The 16,821-nt window shown below is 66.4% G+C and carries 11 protein-coding genes; 3 read left to right on the top strand and 8 right to left on the bottom strand.

Going from position 1 to position 16,821, the window contains the following annotated elements; translation table 11 throughout:
* Window positions 1-59: 59 nt before the first annotated feature.
* The 6 genes from ACYVKQ_RS07540 to ACYVKQ_RS07515 all read right to left on the bottom strand — a co-directional run bounded on the left by ACYVKQ_RS07540 (window position 60) and on the right by ACYVKQ_RS07515 (window position 8,423).
* Window positions 60-2,402, bottom strand: a complete 2,343-nt coding sequence (locus ACYVKQ_RS07540; protein WP_460577220.1) for a TonB-dependent receptor — start codon at window positions 2,400-2,402, stop codon at window positions 60-62.
* 153 nt (window positions 2,403-2,555) lie between these two features.
* Window positions 2,556-2,951: a hypothetical protein gene (locus ACYVKQ_RS07535; RefSeq protein ID WP_460577218.1), complete on the bottom strand. Its 396-nt coding sequence runs from the start codon at window positions 2,949-2,951 to the stop codon at window positions 2,556-2,558.
* Window positions 2,952-3,021: 70 nt separating this feature from the next.
* Complete coding sequence (locus ACYVKQ_RS07530) at window positions 3,022-3,726, bottom strand: HupE/UreJ family protein (RefSeq protein ID WP_460577216.1); 705 nt, start codon at window positions 3,724-3,726, stop codon at window positions 3,022-3,024.
* Window positions 3,727-3,747: 21 nt separating this feature from the next.
* Window positions 3,748-5,085 (bottom strand): tetratricopeptide repeat protein, encoded by a 1,338-nt coding sequence (locus tag ACYVKQ_RS07525; protein WP_460577214.1) that lies wholly within the window; start codon window positions 5,083-5,085, stop codon window positions 3,748-3,750.
* Between the two features lie 117 nt (window positions 5,086-5,202).
* Window positions 5,203-7,311, bottom strand: a complete 2,109-nt coding sequence (locus ACYVKQ_RS07520) for a DUF4331 family protein (RefSeq protein ID WP_460577212.1) — start codon at window positions 7,309-7,311, stop codon at window positions 5,203-5,205.
* A 428-nt stretch (window positions 7,312-7,739) separates the two neighbouring features.
* The gene (locus tag ACYVKQ_RS07515) at window positions 7,740-8,423 is read right to left on the bottom strand and encodes a murein L,D-transpeptidase catalytic domain family protein (protein WP_460577210.1); all 684 of its coding nucleotides are present in this window, start codon (window positions 8,421-8,423) and stop codon (window positions 7,740-7,742) included.
* A 268-nt stretch (window positions 8,424-8,691) separates the two neighbouring features.
* On the opposite strand from ACYVKQ_RS07515, the gene hscA reads away from it, so the two are divergent.
* Window positions 8,692-10,554 (top strand): Fe-S protein assembly chaperone HscA, encoded by a 1,863-nt coding sequence (hscA, locus tag ACYVKQ_RS07510; protein ID WP_460577208.1) that lies wholly within the window; start codon window positions 8,692-8,694, stop codon window positions 10,552-10,554.
* 206 nt (window positions 10,555-10,760) lie between these two features.
* Here hscA and ACYVKQ_RS07505 read toward each other — a convergent pair whose 3' ends face one another.
* Window positions 10,761-11,627: an aldo/keto reductase gene (locus ACYVKQ_RS07505; RefSeq protein WP_460577206.1), complete on the bottom strand. Its 867-nt coding sequence runs from the start codon at window positions 11,625-11,627 to the stop codon at window positions 10,761-10,763.
* Between the two features lie 99 nt (window positions 11,628-11,726).
* Window positions 11,727-12,323: a YdeI/OmpD-associated family protein gene (locus ACYVKQ_RS07500; RefSeq protein ID WP_460577204.1), complete on the bottom strand. Its 597-nt coding sequence runs from the start codon at window positions 12,321-12,323 to the stop codon at window positions 11,727-11,729.
* Between the two features lie 90 nt (window positions 12,324-12,413).
* Between ACYVKQ_RS07500 and ACYVKQ_RS07495 the strand changes: the two genes are divergently transcribed.
* Window positions 12,414-13,619 (top strand): anhydro-N-acetylmuramic acid kinase, encoded by a 1,206-nt coding sequence (locus tag ACYVKQ_RS07495; RefSeq protein WP_460577203.1) that lies wholly within the window; start codon window positions 12,414-12,416, stop codon window positions 13,617-13,619.
* A 100-nt stretch (window positions 13,620-13,719) separates the two neighbouring features.
* Complete coding sequence (locus ACYVKQ_RS07490; protein ID WP_460577201.1) at window positions 13,720-16,812, top strand: SusC/RagA family TonB-linked outer membrane protein; 3,093 nt, start codon at window positions 13,720-13,722, stop codon at window positions 16,810-16,812.
* Window positions 16,813-16,821: the final 9 nt, after the last annotated feature.

Genomic DNA, 16,821 nt, shown 5'->3' with positions numbered 1-16,821 from the left:
AGCCGCTCCCGGAGGTTGGGGGCGGCTTTTTTGATTGCGGCGTGGGCGGCGCTTTCAGCTTAAAAAAACAAACTGGCGTTGAGCTTGGCGAAAAACGGAGTTCCGGGCGTGAAGTGCAGCTCCGACACCGGGGCAGTCTCGCCCCGCAGCCGGCTGGTGGTGTCGAACTGGGCTTCGTTCCACTCGGCGTTGAGCAGGTTTTCGATGGTGGCGCCCACCTGGTACCGGCGCTGGGTGTAGCTGGCCACGGCATCGAGCAGGAAGTACCCCCGGGCCCGCACGGAATTGGTCTCGTTGGCCGGGCGGCTGTCGAGGTGGCGGTAGCGCAGGCTGGCGCTGAAGCCGTTCGGTCGTTTGTACGTCAGCCCACCACTGCTGGTGCGCGAGGGCGCCAGCGGAATGTAGTTTCCCCCCCTGGCCTCCCCCACCAGCCGGCCGCGGTTCAGGTTGAAGTCGGCATCGGCAAAGATGGTCGGGCTGAGCTGGTAGCGCAGGGCCAGGTCGAGGCCCAGCCGCCGCGTCGGGCCGGCACTTTCCACCACGCCTTCGTCGCCGACATACACCAATTCATCCTGCAGGTGCAAGGCCCACACGGCCGCGTTGACAATCAGCTCGGGCACCGGCTTGAAGCTGGAGCCCACTTCGTAGCCGATGGCCCGCGGCAGGGCGTTGTCGTGCGCCGCGGCGCGGATGACGCCGCGGGAATCGTTGGAGTGAAACCCGAACCCGGAACGGGCGAACAGCTGCACGGCGGGCGTGAGCTGGTAGTAGGCATTGAGCTTGGGCGAGACGCGGGCGCGCACGGCGCGGCCGTTCAGCGGCTGCAGCGGGTCCGTCACGGTGTCGCGGCGCTGCCCGCGAAACCCGAATACGAACACGTCGGCGCGCAGGGCCGCGTTGAGCGTCAGCCGCTCGGTCAGCGGGAGCGTTTCGTCGAGGTAGGCGTGCAGGTTCTGCTCGTGGAGGCGGCCGGCAGTCAGCGTATCCGTGCCGCGGCGCTGTACGGCGTTGCGCAGCAGCAGGCCCGCGTCGTCGAGGCGGGTACCCAGGCCGGCCGTGGTGCGCAGCGTGCGGCCGCCCACTTCGTCGGAGCGGCTGTAGGTGCCGGTGTAGCCGAAAAGGTTACGCCCGGTGTCGCGCTGGTTAATAGCGTCGCCGTTGACGGAGTCGCGGTAAAAGAAGGTGAAGTTGGAGTACAGGTCGAAGGCGTAGCGCGAGTAGTACAGCTGCTGGGTGAGCACCGCGTCGCCGGGCAGGTCCAGGGTAAGCTGCGCGTTGAGGCTGCTACGAGCCGTGCGGCCACCCTCCGTCGGGTCGATGCTGCCGAAGCGGGTGATTTGGCCTTCGCGGATGGCCCGCTCCGGAATCTGGCCCGAGGCGTCCCAGCGCGAGGCAAAGTGCCAGCCGCTGACGGCCAGCGTGGCGCGGTCCGAGAGCTGTCCGGTGTACTTGAGCAGGCCGTTGAAGCGGTTCAGGTGCTGCGGTTGCTCGAAATACGAATTGGTGAAGTAGTACTCGCCGGCCAGGTAAGCGCTTTCGCGGCCCCGGCGGCTGAAGAGGTGGCCGCTTGGGCCGAGCAGATCAAGCAACAGCAGGGCCCGGCGCGTGTCGTATCGGCCCACTTCCAGCTTGGCCTGGCTTTGTTCCAGGCTGGCCTTGGTGGTGAATTCGCCGGCGCCGGCGGTGGCGAAATTGCCGAAGCGTGCCGAGTACGGCCCCTTGTATACGCGCAATTGTTCCACCGTCTCCGGTATCACGAAGTGGAAGTCGGCGTAGCCCTGCCCGTGCGCGTGCGACACCATGTTGACCGGCAACCCGTCGATGCTCACGGCGAAGTCGGTGCCGTGGTCCACGTCGAAGCCGCGCAGGAAAATCTGCTCGGCCTTGCCGCCGCCCGCGTGCTGGGCAATGAAGAGTCCCGGCACCAGGCGCAGCAGGTCCTGGGCCGAGTTTAGGGGCCGCAGCTGCCGGTCGATGCCGGCCAGGGCGGCCACGCTCTGATTCAGGTCGCGGGGCTGGGCCACGGTGACTTCGGCCAGCTGCAGGGCGGTGGGCACCAGCGCCACCGTCAGCGGCTCGGGCCCGCCCGCGCCGAGGTTCAGCGTCTGCACCTGGCTGCGGTAGCCCAGCGCCGTCACCTGCACCTGGTAGGCCCCGGCGGGAAGCCCGCCCACCCGAAAGCGGCCAAGCGCATCGGTGATAGCGCCGTCCTGGGGCCGGCTCTCCAGCCGCACGGTCACGCCCGGCAAGGGCCGGTGACTGGCTGAATCGAGCACGGTACCGCGCAGTACTGCGGTGGTTTGGGCCTGGGCGGCGGGAGCCGGCAGCAGCCCAAGAACAAGCAATAAGCAAGCCTGACCAGCCCGCAAAAGCAGGCGGTCCATGCGTAGAAGTGTAGGCATAGCCAACAAAGCGGTGACGCTTGGGCGCCCGGGAACGAGGCAGCCAGTCGTCGGAAAACGGATAAGACTACGCCGCCGTGGCGCGGCTTACGCCAGCGGGGGCAGCGGAAGGGGGGGAACAGGGGCCGGCGGTCAGCAGCCTGTTCGTGGGTCTTATCCGCGGCGGGGCGGCGCGTCGGGCTCAGCCAGCAGGCCTTGGGCCAGCGCGGGGGTCCACCTCGGAAAGGCGGGCCGGGCTGGGAGCAAAGCCGGGCGCGGCGGCAGCAGTGCTGTTTCCGCCAGCAGGTGCGCGTCCGTGCCGTTTATTTGAGCCGTGAGGTGGTGCCAGATGTCTTCCCCGGGCAGGCGCGGCGACCAGTGCTGCTGGTCGCCGTTGCAGCGGTCGAAGCAGTCGAGGCGCAGCGCATAGTCGCGCTGGCAGGTGAGGCTGTGCACGTAAGCCCGCTTGGGGCGGTACTGCTCCCAGTGGTCCTCCCGGCCCACGCAGCCGCTCGCCACCACCAGCAGGTAGTTGAGCAAGAGCAGCAGTACGGTGAGGCGACGACGCATGTGGGAGAAAGGGAGTGACTGAGTGGATTGATAATTACCTGGCGCTAAGCGGCTGGCCTTAACTCGCCGCTCAGACGAAGAACACGCGCTCCACCGTCCACCAGGCGGCCACCGCGGCGATGAGTACGGACATGGGCACGAGCACCCGCTGCTTGTACCAGGGCTTGGGCCCGAACCACCAGCCGATGGCCAGCCAGGCCAGCAGAATGATGGTCACCTGCCCCAGCTCCACGCCGACGTTGAAGCTGAGCAGCGCCTCGAAAAAGAGGTGGCGGGGCAGGCCGATATCGGCCAGGATGCCCGCAAAGCCCAAGCCGTGCAGCAGGCCGAAGCCAAACACGACGGCCAGGCGCCAGGGCCGTAGTCGATCGGTAATCAGGTTTTCGAGGGCCACGAAAAGGATGGATAGCGCAATCAACGGCTCCACCACGTCGGCCGGGGCCGAGATGAGGCCGGCGGCGGCCAGGCCCAGCGTGATGGAGTGCGCCACCGTAAATGCGGTGGCCTGCAGCAGCACAGGCTTCAGCCGCGGCTCCAGCACGAACAGGCTGATGATGAACAGAATGTGGTCGAGCCCCCAGGCCATGTCCTGGGCCAGCGGAATGATGTGCTGGAAACCCAGCTGCAGGTAGCCCCATACGGCCTGCGGCCGCGAGAGGCGGCTGATGTCGACGTTGCTGAAGGGGTGGGCAACGGTCAGCAGCGGCAGCAGCACCAGCACGGGCAAGAGCCAGCCGGCGAGGCGCAGCGAGCGGGACAGCAGAAATGGTTTCATAGCATCTCAGAGCAGCAGCGGTTACCGACGGGCCAGCAGCAGCGGCGAATCCTTGTCGGTGGGGTCGAGAGCCAAGTGGGGGTTCAGGTCGCGGGCCTGGCGCAGCAGGGCCTGGCCTTTGGCTATTTCCCCGTTGCGCAGGGCGATGCAGCCGGCCCGGTACAGCAGTTGCGGCTGCTGGCAGTTGGTACGCCGGGCCTGGGCCATGTACTTGCGCGCGGCAGCAAATTCGCCGCGTTTGTAGTGCACCCAGGCCATGGTTTCGCACACCTCGATGTTGGCCGGGCGTCGCTCGTACTCGGTTTTGGCGTGCTCCAGGGCACGGTCCAGGTTGCCGGCTTTCAAATAGGCGTAGGCCAGCTCCCGGTCGGTGTAGTGGCCCTCGGCGTCGTTTTCGTCGTCGGTGTTGGCGTGGGCTTTCAGCTGCTCAATTACGGACCGGGCCGATGCGTCGGCCTGGGTGGCCTGCCCGCTGAGGCGGTACAGATCGGTCAGCTCGTCATCGAAGGCAAAGTCGCGCACCTGGGCCTTGGCCATTTTCAGCAGCCGGATGGCCGTGGCGTAGTCGCCCTGCGCCCGGGCCACGCGGGCCAGGCCGGCCTGGGCATAGGCGTAGCCGGGCCGCGTCGCCAGGGCCGCGTTGTAGGCAGCGGTGGCGCGGGGCAGGTCGCCGGCGTTTTCGTAGAGGCGGCCGAGCATCACCCGGCACCATTCCGTCTGCTCCATGCCCGCCACCCCGGCGCGCACGGCCATGTCCATGGCCTCTTTGGCGCCGGGCACGTCGCCGTGGATTTCGCGCAGGTACGACACGCGGGAGTAGGCGCGCAGGTCGGGACGCAGCTCGTTCATGCGGTCAGCCGCTCTCACAGCCTCCGGGTAGTGCCCCAGCTCCACGTGGGCGTCGCAGAGCAGGCCCTGCACGAAGCCGTTGTACGGGTTGAGCTCGGCGGCGCGTTCGGCCAGCATCAGCCCCTGCCCGAAGTGGTGCTGCGAAAGGCTGATAACGGCCTTGGTGCACAAGGCCTCAAAATGGTCGCGCTCATCGGCCAGCACCTCGTCCACGAGGCGTAAAGCAGCCGCGTCGTAGTAGGTATGGTCGCCGGTGATGCGGCTTTCCTGCACGTAGGCCTGGGCCAGCTGCAGACGGGCTTCGTGGTCGTCGGGGTTGCGGCGCAGGCGCTCCTGCAAGCCGCCCACGGCCTGACGGGTGTTCAGCCATTCGCCGCCCAGGGCCAGCGACCCGTGCCGCTCCTTCAGGGGTGGGATGGGCGCCGGCTTGCGGGCCAGCAGCACGGCAGCCACCGATACGCCGAAGCCCAACACCAGCAGCAAGTAAAGTAGGCGTCGTCCGATAGACATACGGAAAAAATGTGGGGTGAAAACCGCCGGCTTTGGGCCTGGCGGGCTTGCCGAGCCCGGCCACGAGAGTGGTCCTGCATCCGCTTGGGATGCAGGACCACTTCGTACCGGCAGTGCTTACTCCTTGTGCAGGATGTGCACCGATTGCAGCGTGGTGCTGCCCGTCTGGATGGCGGCAACGTATTCGCCGGCGGCCAGCTTGCCGGGCTCCCAGCGGAACTCGTGCACGCCCGCGGCCATCATCTTGTTGCGCACCGGCGTGGCCACTACGCGGCCTACCATGTCCACAATGGTGATGGTAATGGGCATTTTCGCCGCCGTCTCGTAGCGAATGGTGGTGCTGTTTACGAACGGATTCGGGTACACCTGAGCGGTCATCACCTGCGGCTGCAGGTTCAGGCCGGAGCTGCGCTGGGCCAGGGCGATGCGCTGGGCCGTGGTACCGCTCCAGGGCGTCTGGGCGTACGGGAAGGCTGCTTTCAGCGTGGTGTCGTTGGCCGTGATGCCAGCGTTGAAGCCGACCACGCCCAGCAGTTGCGGCGTCAGCGGGCTCGTCGAGGTGGCGGTGTAATCGTCGTAGAACAGGCCGATGGCAGCCAGTACGGCTCCGCCCACGGCTTGCAGCTCGATACGCGTCACGTCGTCCTCCAGGCGGCGTCCGTTCGGGAAGCCGTCCATGTTCGGAATGATCTGCAGCGCGGGGCTGGTATTAAAGCGCGCGTCGGTCAGGCCGAGCACGGCAGCGGCCAGCAGCCCTTCGGAGCTGAAGTCGGGCGAGTTGCGCGGCGTGGGCGGCACGGCCATGTTCAGGCGCAGCATGTCGCCGCCGGGGTTGGCCGCGGTGGCGTTGGCCAGCAGGAAGTTGTTGATGAACGGTTTGCCGGCAGCCAGCGGGTTGCGGGCGGGTTTACCGGTGGCCAGCTGGTACGGGGGCAGGTTGGGCACACCGGTGTGGAAAATCGGCAGGATGTCCACCGAGCGGGGCTTGCCAGCGCGCAACAGGTAAGGCCCAAAGGCGTTGGCGGCCAGGGCTGTGCCGTTCAGCGCAGCGTTGCCGGCCAGGCCCGAGAGGCCGGCGGCACCGTTGCGGAAGTCGAAGCCGGCGGCGGGCAGTCCCGGGCTACCGGCCAGCGAGGCTGTCTGAATGCGCAGCGGCGCCAGGCCGGGCACGGCAGCCCCGAAATAGGTCTGGCCGTTGGCGGCTCCGGTGGCCATGTACAGGCCCAGCTCGGGGTTGGAGAGGTTGTCGTCAGTCGTGGCCGACTCGTTGTAGGGCGTGCGCGCGTTCCACGCGTCTTTGCCGCCAATGGGCACAATCACCTCGTTGGTGAGCGGCATGCCCAGGCGCGACACCTGCACCCAGGCGCCCGAATGCGACTGGGTTCCGTCTACGTTCAGGGTACGGATGGCCTGCCGGCTGGCCGAAGCCCACACGCCGATGACGAAATCCGGATCGAGGATGTTGACGGCCTGCGCGGCCGTTTTGCCATCTTTCTGCAACGCCGTAATGGGAATCTGCAGCGCAATGGCGTGGGTATTCTTGCGGGCTACCCCGTCGCGGGCTTGGCCGGGAGGACGTACGCCGCCCAGGTCAAAAATGCCGCCTAGGTCCACGAAGAACGGGTCGTCAGTAGGGCCGCAGAAGATTTTGGTGCCGTTGCCCAGCGTCTGAATCGCGCTGGTCATCAAGGCATTGTACGACGCGGCGCCCAGCCCGGCGGGGCTGGAGATGGAGCGCGGCCCTACGTTGGGCGGCGGCACGATGCCGTTGGTTACCAGCGTGGTCGTGCCGGAAGCACTGATCAGCTCGCAGGTGTAGGTGGTCTTGAGGTTTTGCTGGCCGAGGCGGATGTTGAAGAACGTGGTCGGGTCCTGGTTGGTCCGCGTGAAAGTGAAGCGGTACGTCAGGTCGTCGCCGGTTGTGGCCGGGTTGTTCTTGATGTGAATTTCGTAGCGGACGTTTTCGCCGAAGGTGTTGTAGTTCGGCCCGCCCTGCGGCAGTTCTAGCGGAATGTAGTTGGCAATGATGGTCACCTTCGTGTCGTCGTCCGGCGAGCGGAAGGCGTAGAGGTCGGTGTTGTCGGCCAACGGGTCGTCGGCAATGAGCGGGGCTTCGCGGTGGCTGGAGGCTTCCAGCGGCGCTTGTTGCGCGCTGTAAGCCACAACGCCGAGCGCCGTGGCTGCCGACAAGCCCAGGAAGAGTAACGGGCGGAAACCGTTCTTCATAGGAATGGGGATTAGGGTTGGTTGGGTATGAAAATGACGGCGGGCTACTGCCAGCCGAAGCAAAAGCGCATAGGGTAACTGCCCGGACCCCTCCCCGGCTAAGCATAACCTTTCAGCCCCCGCTGAGCGGCAGCATCCCAGTCCTCAGAAAATTGTCGTCGCAGGTAGCCTTCGGGTGCTCGTACAGCCCGCTCCTGAGCCCAACCAGTAATTATATATTCCGCTTTAAGAGAGCGAATCACCTCAGAAAAAGCACGCAGCTACCTACTTACGGCTACGTATTTTTACCGATTCACCAGCACATACGAGGCTGGTCCAAGGATGGATTTAAGAAAGTTCATTTATTGTAATTATTTGCCATATTTTTTTTACCCCAGTGGCCAAGGGCTACACTTTTAATAAGGATAAGTTCTTATTTCTCCTTCCGCTTAGGAGTTCAGGGGCGAGGCCTCAGGCTCGTCCGCCGGCAGATACGCAGAGCTGTAACCGGCCGTCGCACCGTGGATAAAGAGGCAGCTCCCGGCTTCCAGGGTGCCGATGATGCCCCGGTACTGCGCGGGAGGCAGGGCGGGGCAGCCGCGGCTGTTGCCCAGCTGCCCGTGCTGCCGCAGGTACTCGGCGCTGACGTAATCGGCGGCGTGCAGCACCACGTAGCGGTCCATGGCGTTGCCGTTCTGCCCCTTGTCAAGGCCGTGCAGGCGCCGCGAAAGGCCGTGCTTGCCTTGGTAAGTGCCGCCCGTGCGGTAGAAGCCCAGCGCCGTGCAGGCCGACTTGAGGCGGTCGGAGAAGCGGCGGGCGCGCAGGCCGCCCGAGCCGCGGCCGTGCGCCACGTGGCTGTGGTGCAGCAGGCGCCCACGCCGCAGGTCGATAACCCAGAGGCGCGGCGCAGACGAGGGCAGCTCCATATCGGCGACGGCTAACACCCGGGGGCCGCGCAGGCGCCCGGCCCGGCGCAGGTTGTGGTAACCGACGTAAGCGCGCTCCAGCACGGCGGGGCGCAGCGTACCGGCCTCGGGGCCCAGGGCCGCGTGCAGCGCCTGCACCGCGCGCCGCACAGAATCGGGCAGGCCGGGCAGCGGCGGCAGCGGCCGGGGCTGCAGCGAATCGGGCAAGCCCGGCAATAGCTTCGGGGCCGCGGGTTGCGTAGTAGTCAGGGCCGTGGAGCGCGCCGGTGCCGCGGCGGGCAGCGCGGTTTCCGCCGTTACCGACGGCTGGCAGGCCCAAACCGCCAGCAGCAGGGATAACCCAAGCCCAATTGTTCCTGTTGTGCTGCGCATACGCGGTGATGATTCGACGGCCCCGACCCGGCGGCCGATTCCGTTGTACTTTTGCGCCCCGGCGCGGCAGCCCGCGTGGCGGGCTGCGTTCTGAGCATTCAATATGGCCAAAGTTTCCATCAACCTATCGACCGGCGCCCTCCAGCAGGAGGAAATCATCGTCGGCATCGACCTGGGTACCACCAATAGCCTCGTCGCCTACATTCACCCGGAGTCGCGGCAGCCCATTGCCATCAACGACCAGGGCCGCGGCACCATCGTGCCCTCGGTGGTGCACTTTCCGGCCGACGACTCGGCGCCCATCGTGGGCACGGAGGCCAAGGATTACCTCGAAACCGCCCCAGAGCGCACCATCTACTCGGTGAAGCGCCTGCTCGGCAAATCGTACCGCGACTTGGGCAACCACGCCGGCGACCTGGGCTACAAGGTCATCGACGACGATTCCGAAGGCCTGGTCAAAATCCGGGTACAGGACCGCTTCCACTCCCCCATCGAGCTGTCGGCCGAAATCCTGAAGGAGCTGCGCGCCCGCGCCGAGCACGCCCTCAAGACACCCGTCAACAAGGCCGTCATCACCGTGCCGGCCTACTTCAACGACTCGCAGCGCCAGGCCACCCGCGACGCCGGTCGCCTGGCCGGGCTGGAGGTGCTGCGCATCGTGAACGAGCCGACGGCCGCCGCGCTGGCCTACGGCATCGGGCTGAACCCCGACGAGGAGAAGACTGTGGCCGTGTACGACCTCGGCGGCGGCACCTTCGACATCAGCATCCTGAGTTTGCACCAGGGCATCTTCGAGGTGCTCTCGACCAACGGCGACACTTACCTCGGCGGCGACGACTTCGACCGGGCCATCGCCAATCACTGGATTCACCGCCACGAGCTGCAGCAAGCCGTGGCCGACAGCCCGCAGCTCAAGCAGCGCCTGCGCCTGCTGGCCGAGCAGGCCAAGCGCTACCTTTCCGACCAGGACCTGTTCGGCGCCCAGCTCGACGCAGCCAACAACCTCACGCTGAACCGCCAGGAGCTCGACGAGCTGATTCGCCCGCTGGTGCAGCGCACCATCGACGCCTGCCGCCGCGCCCTGAGCGACGCCAAGCTCACAGCCGACCAGCTCGACGCGGTGCTGCTGGTGGGCGGCTCCACCCGCGTGCCGCTGGTCTACGACTCGGTGTCGGAGTTCTTTGGGCAGCCGGCCAACGCCTCGCTCAACCCCGACGAGGTGGTGGCCCTGGGCGCCGCCATCCAGGCCGACATCCTGGCCGGCAACCGCCGCGACATCCTGCTGCTCGACGTGACGCCGCTCACCTTGGGCATCGAGACGATGGGCGGGCTGATGGACCCCATCATTCCGCGCAACTCCAAGATTCCGACCAAGGCCGGCCGCCAGTACACCACCTCGGTGGACGGACAGGTGAACATGAAGATTTCAGTGTTTCAGGGCGAGCGGGACCTGGTGAAGGAAAACCGCAAGCTGGCCGAGTTCGACCTGCGCGGCATCCCGGCCATGCCCGCCGGTTTGCCCAAAATCGACGTCAACTTCATTCTGAACGCCGACGGCATTCTGAAAGTGGAGGCCATTGAGCTGCGCTCGGGCACCCAGCAGAGCGTGGAAATCAAGCCCCAGTACGGCCTCACCGACGAGCAGGTGGAGCAGATGCTGATGGACTCCCTGACCCACGCCAAGGACGACGTGGCCGCCCGCATGGTCATTGAGGCGCGCACCGCCGCCGAGCAGATGCTTTATCAGGTGGACCGCTTTGTGCAGAACAATGGGCAGCACCTGACGGAGGAGGAAATTACGCAGACGCGCCAGAAGGCCGACGTGCTGCGCCAGACGCTTACCTCGGGCGACAAGGACCTGATCTACCGCGCCGTCGACGACCTGGAGGAGCTGACGCGGCCCTTCGCCGAGCGCGTGATGCAGATCAGCATCAAGCAGGCCATGTCGGGCAAGAAGATCATTTAAGCCCGGCTTGGCGTCGTACGAAAACGGCCCCGCAACATCGCGTTGCGGGGCCGTTGCGTTACAGGCAGTGACCGAATCCCAAGGCAGTAGAACTGGGCCACTTTTTTGTCAACTATTCTCCGAAAACCTCATTATTGTTGATACATTTTGCAAACAATAATGGAGTTGTCGAAAAATTGTTGACAAATGCGCACTGTCAGTCAGGCCTAGCCCAGCTGATCCAGTGCGGCCAAGTCCTCGGCGGTCAGCTGCAGGTCGGCGGCTTTCACGTTTTCTTCCAGGTGCTTCACCTTGGAGGTGCCGGGGATGAGCAGGATGTTGGGGGCGCGGTGCAGCAGCCAAGCCAGGGCCACCTGCTGCGGGCTGGCGCCGAGGCGCTGGCCAATGCCGGTGAGCTTGTTGAGCGCGTCCTGGTTGCCGCCGGACAGCGGGTACCACGGAATGAAAGCAATGTTGTGCTGCTCGCAGTAGTCTAGCTCGGCTTCCCACTTGCGGTTGTCCACGCTATACATGTTCTGCACCGACACCACGGGGAAAAACTCCTGGGCCATCTTGATTTGCTCCACGGTGACTTCCGAGAGGCCAATGTGGCGAATCAGGCCCTTCTGCTGGTTGCGCTGCAGCCACGCGAAGCTTTCCTCGGCGGGCACGTTCGGGTCGATGCGGTGCAGCTGGTACAGGTCGATGCGCTCCTGGCGCAGGCGCTTGAGACTGCCGTGCAGGGCCTCTTCCAAGTGCTTGGGGCTCGCGTCGATGGGCCACTCGTTGGGGCCGGTGCGCAGCAGCGCGCCCTTGGTGCCGATGACCAGGTCCTGGGGGTACGGGTGCAGGGCTTCGGCAATCAGCTCCTCCGACACGTTCGGGCCGTAGCTGTCGGCCGTGTCGATGAAGTTGATGCCCAGCTCCACGGCCCGGCGCAACACGCGGATGGCTTCGTCGTGGTCCTGGGGCGGCCCCCAGATGCCTTCGCCGGTGATGCGCATGGCGCCGTAGCCCATGCGGTTGATGGTCAGGTCGCCGCCGAGGGCGAAGGTTTGCGCGGGGGTGGTGGCGGTGTTGGTCGTGTCGGCCATGGTGTAGTAGTAGAAGGATGGTTGGAAGCTAATCGGCAAGTGCCGTAGGGTGTATAACCGCGCTGCGGCCAAAAAGCTTAAACCCGACCGCGACCCGCCCTACTTCGCCGCCGCGTCGGTGGCCGCCGGGCCGCCCTTCCGCGTCTTGGGCGGCGTCTGCCGCGCCTGCTGCATGATGTCGGCAATGCGGCGGGCGCGGGTTTCGGGGCGCTTCACGGCCAGCAGCCCCTGCAGGTACATCTTGCGGCGCGAAGGGCTGAGGGCCGCGAAGTGGCGCGCGGCCGTTTCGTCGGCGGCCAGGGCTGCGGCCAAGTCGGCGGGCACCTCCAGGTTTTCCGCCGAGTCGATGGCCGACCACGAGCCGTTCTGCTGGGCTACTTCTACCGCGCGCAGTCCGGCGGGCAGCATCCGGCCCGCGGCCTGCAGCCGTTCGAGGGTCGCCTTATTGATCTTCGACCACACGCTGCGGGGCTTGCGCGGCGTAAATACTTGCTTGTAGCGCTGCGCGTCGAGGCTCACGGTCTTCGAGTCGATCCAGCCCACGCACAGCGCCTCCTCCACGGCTTCGGCCCAACTGATGCTGGGCCGCCCGCTCCCTTTCTTGTGGTATACCAGCCAGACGCCGGCGGCGGTGGCGTGGTGCTCCAGCAGCCACTGGCGCCACTCGTCGCGGTTGGCGGCCGCAACCAGGGGCAAGTCGGCGAGAGGTGTTTTAGGAGGCATAGCGGCAGACAATTAACAGGAACGAATATACTTGGCCCGCCCCAACGCACTACCTTCACCGACATGAATCCGCACCTGGCCCGCCTGCTCCACATCGCCCAGCAACCCAGCCGCCGCCTCATCGGCCTGATGTCCGGCACCTCGCTCGACGGCCTCGACGTGGCCCTGTGCCGCCTGGAGGGCAGCGGCGCGGCCACGCGGCTGACGCTGGAGCAGTTCACCACCGTCCCCTACCCCGACGACGTGCGCCTGCGCATCCGCCGGGTGTTTGCCCGGGCGGAGGTGTCGCTGGAGGAACTCACGCTGCTGAACGCGTGGATCGGCACCCTGCACGGGCAGCTGGTGCTCGACAGCCTGCAGGCCTGGGGCATCGCGCCGACCGAGGTCGACGCAGTGGCCAGCCACGGGCAGACGGTGTACCATGCCCCGCAGCACCAGCACCAGCGGCCGGAGTATCCGCTGAACGCCACCCTGCAGCTCGGCGACGGGGACCACGTGGCCGTGCGCACCGGCCTCATCACGCTCAGCGACTTTCGGCAGAAGCACATTGCTGCCGGCGGCGAAGGCGCCCCGCTGGCGGTGTACGGCGACTACCTGCTTTTTTCCAGCCCCGACGAGGACCGGCTGCTGCTCAACCTCGGCGGCATTGCCAACTTCACCTACCTGCCCGCTTCCCTCGACGCGGCGCGGGTGTTCAGCACCGACGTAGGCCCCGGCAACACCCTGCTCGACGCCTTCGTGCGCGAGTTGTACCCCGCGCATAGCTTCGACCCGGACGGGCAGTTCGCCGCCGCCGGCACCCCCGACGCGGGCCTGCTCGCGGCACTGCTGGACCATCCATTTTTCGCGGCCGAATTGCCCAAGACCACCGGCCCCGAGCTGTTTAGCCCGGACTACGTGCGCGCCGCGCAGCAGCGCAGCGGCACCACCGACCTTGCGCCCAACGACCTGCTGGCTACGCTGGCCGAGTTCAGTGCTGAGGGCATTGTACGGGCCGTGCAGCGGGCGTTCGGACCGCGGCCGCAGGCGGCGGTGTACAGCAGCGGCGGCGGTATGCACAACCCCACGCTGATGCAGGCCATCCGGCGGCGGCTGCCCGCGTGCCGGTTCGCCGACACGCAGGCGCTCGGCGTGGCGCCCGATGCCAAGGAGGCGGTGCTGTTTGCGGTGCTGGCCAACGAGGCCTTGGCCGGCTCGGCCGTGGCCATCGGGGCCGGGCGGCAGCGGGTGCCGGCGGTGCACATGGGTAAAATCTCGCTGCCCGGCTAAAGCCGGCAAGCACAAAGGCGTCTTTATTTTGCTATATTTTCCTCATCAGCCCGGCTGATGAAGCGGGCTGGTGTTTCCCACACCCAAACAACCATGCCCTATGCTCAACCTATACTCTCCCGCCAGGTGGGGGCGAACATTCCGTGCGGCCCTGCTGGGCCTGCTGCTGTGGCTGCTGCCAGCCGCTGGCCTGCTGGCCCAAGGCCAGACGCGCTACACCATTCGCGGCCGCGTGGTGGATGCGACCCGCAACGACGCGCTGCCCGGCGCCACCGTGCGCCTGCTCAACACCGTGCTCGGCGCCTCCACCAACGCCGACGGCAACTACGAACTGGTGGCTTCGCTGGCTCCGGGCACCTACCAGCTGGAGGTGAGCGTGGTGGGCTACCGCCCGCTGCGCCGCGCCGTGACGCTGGCCGCCGAAACCACCGTGCAGGCCGACGTGGCGCTGAGCGAAGACCTGGTGCGCCTGAACGACGTGGTGGTTACCGGCACGTCGGTGGCCACGAGCAAGCGGCAGCTCAGCAACACCATTGCCACCGTCAGCGGGGCGGAGCTGCGCACCTCCGTGCCCACGCAGATCGACCAGGCCCTGCAGGGTAAGTTTGCCGGCGTGCAGATAACCCAGAACTCGGGCAACCCTGCCGGCGGCATCTCCGTGCGCCTGCGCGGCCCGAGCACTGTGGCGGGCTCCTCCGACCCGCTGTACATCATCGACGGGGTCATCGTGAACAACGACTCCCCGCAGCTGCTGGACCTGGGCGGCTACGCCCAGAACCGCCTCGTCGACATCAGCCCCAACGACATCGAGCGGGTGGAGGTGATTAAGGGCGCGGCGGCGGCGGCCATCTACGGCTCGCGGGCCTCCAACGGCGTGGTGCAGATTTTCACCAAGCGCGGGCAGGAAGGCAAGCCGCAGGTGACCGTGTCGTCGCAGTTTCTGACCTCGCAGATCCGCAAGACGCTCGACTACAACGAGTATCCGTTCCGGTTCGTCAACACCAACAACGCCGACCTGACGCAGGTACCGGTGCAGCGCTACGACTACCAGAAGGACATTTTCCGCACGGCTATCGGTACCGACAACTACGTTTCGGTGACGGGCGGGGCCTCGGGCACGAAGTACTTTGCCTCCGGCAACTACTTCCGCAACCAGGGCATCGTGGAGAACACCGACTTCAACCGCGGCGGCGGGCGCCTTCGCCTGCAGCAGACGCTGGGCAGCAAGGCCAGCGTGAGCCTGGGGGCCAACTACTCCATCAGCCAGAGCCGCGAGGTGCCCAACGGCGGCATCAACGAGGCCTACGGCGCGCTGACGGGCTTCATCTTCGCCAACAACTACATCGACCCGCAGCGCGACCCGGTGACCGGCCGCTACCCCAGCACGGCCGCCAACATCGCCCGCACCAACCCGCTGGAGGCCGTGGACCGCTTCGACTTCCGGCAGCGCACCTCCCGCTTCATTGGCGACGCGCAGCTGAACCTGACGCCGTTTGCCGGCTTCACAGTGGATTACGTGCTCGGCTACGATGCCAGCACGCAGGTGGCCACAGGCTTTATCCCGACGAACAGCACCGCGCCGACCTACAGCACCGGCCTGGCCCGCCGCGCCGACCGCACGGCGTTTCTGGTCAACAACGACCTGACGCTGAGCTACCGCCGCGAGGTGGGCGAGTGGCTGGCCAGCACCACCACCGTGGGCGGCACGCTGCAGTTTGAGCAAGGCTTCCAGACGGGCCAGCAAACCATTACCCTTTCACCCGTTATCCAAACCACCGCCAGCGGCACGCCCCAGGTGCCGGTGCCCCGCTCCCTGGGCGATTTGCGCACCGAGCGCACCATCCGCGGGGCCTTCGTGCAGCAAACGGTCGGGCTCTACAACCGCGTGTTCCTGACCGGGGCCCTGCGCGTGGATGCGGCCTCGGTGTACGGGGCCGACAGCCGCACGCAGTACTATCCCAAGCTCAGCGCCTCCTATGTATTGTCGGACCAGAGCTTCTGGCAAAACGGGCCGCTGGCCACCGCTATACCGCAGCTCAAGTTGCGCGCTTCCTACGGCGAGGCCGGCAACCTCACCGCCATCGGACCCTACGACCGGTTTACCAACTTCGACCCGGTGGTGGTGGGGACCCTGCCGGGGCTGGTCACTTCCACCCTGCAGGGCAACAACGAGCTGAAGCCCGAGCGGCAAAAGGAGTTTGAAGCCGGCGTCGACGTGAGTTTTCTGGGTGACCGGCTCGGCCTCGAGTTTTCGTACTACGACAAGCGCGTGCAGGACCTGCTGCTGCAGCGCGACCTGAACTTTAGCTCAGGCTTCAGCACCCGCTTCGACAACGTGGGCAACATGCGCAACCGCGGCCTGGAGCTGCTGGTGCGGGCCGCCCCAGTGCAGGGCGAGAAAGTGCGCTGGAACATTACCGGCACCTTCACGCGCAACCGCAACCGCATTACCAACATTCCGAACGGGCTGGTAACCTTCCCGAACGGTTTCGGCTTGGTGGCAGCCGTGGAGGGCTACCCCCTGGGCACCTACTACGGCACGTATTCGGCCCGCAACCCCGACGGCACCCTGCTGCTGACGCGGCCCACGGCCGCCGCGCCCGTGCCGCTGCCGCAGCGCGAGCGGGGCATTCAGGGCACCTTTGGCGCCCCCAATACGCCGCAGCGCGGTGCCGACGGGCAACCCTCGGGCAACTTGGTCAACGGCGTGCTCGGCGACCCGAACCCGGCTTACGTGGCCTCGCTCATCAACGAGGTGGGCCTGTGGCAAAACCGCCTCACGCTGCGGGTGCAGTTCGATACCCAGCAGGATTTCGACGTGTTCAACTTCACGCAGCGCGTGGGCTCACGCGACATTTTCGGTGGCCTGGCCCGCTACGAGCGGGAGCTGCGCGGCGAGGTGCCCAAAGGCAGCAGCACGGCTACTTACAACACCTTCGACGTGTGGATTGAGGATGGCTCCTTCATCAAGCTGCGCGAAGCCTCGGTAAGCTACCTGCTGCGCCCGCAGTTCCTGGGCATGCGGGAGCTGCGCTTCTCCCTGACAGGGCGCAACCTGTGGGTCATCACCGACTACTCGGGCTACGACCCGGAAGTCAACGCCGCCGGCCAGAGCAACGCCGTGCGCGGCTTCGATTTCGTGGAGGTGCCCATCCCGCGCACCGTCACGGTGGGCTTCAACGCGTCGTTTTAACTAGTCTCC

This window comes from Hymenobacter coalescens, from assembly GCF_054783195.1.
The sequence above is the reverse complement of the archived record's forward strand: the minus strand, read 5'-3'. Positions and strand labels throughout refer to the sequence as shown.